Here is a 235-nt window from a genome sequence, read left to right as displayed (position 1 = left end):
AGTAAAAGCGGTATCGGTGAATCCGACCGATTATAAAACACGCGATGCGAAAAAACCGGACGACGATTCCTTGACCATCGTCGGCCGGGACGTCGCGGGTGTTGTGACAGCTGCCGGCAGCGAATGTTCCTTGTTCAAAGAAGGCGATGAAGTATTCTATGCGGGCACCAATGTCCGGGCAGGCGGCCATAGTGAATTCCATTTGGTTGACGAGCGCATCGTCGGGCGCAAGCCG

At 55.3% G+C, this 235-nt stretch carries 1 protein-coding gene; it reads left to right on the top strand.

Going from position 1 to position 235, the window contains the following annotated elements; translation table 11 throughout:
* Positions 1–235, top strand: a 235-nt coding sequence (locus R0J87_RS24795; RefSeq protein ID WP_498889691.1) for an alcohol dehydrogenase catalytic domain-containing protein, incomplete at both ends; no start/stop codon positions are given.

The organism is Halomonas sp. SIMBA_159 (genome assembly GCF_046536035.1).
In the GTDB taxonomy this organism is placed as follows: Bacteria; Pseudomonadota; Gammaproteobacteria; order Pseudomonadales; family Halomonadaceae; genus Vreelandella; species Vreelandella venusta_A.
This window is presented reverse-complemented; position numbering and strand designations above follow the sequence as displayed.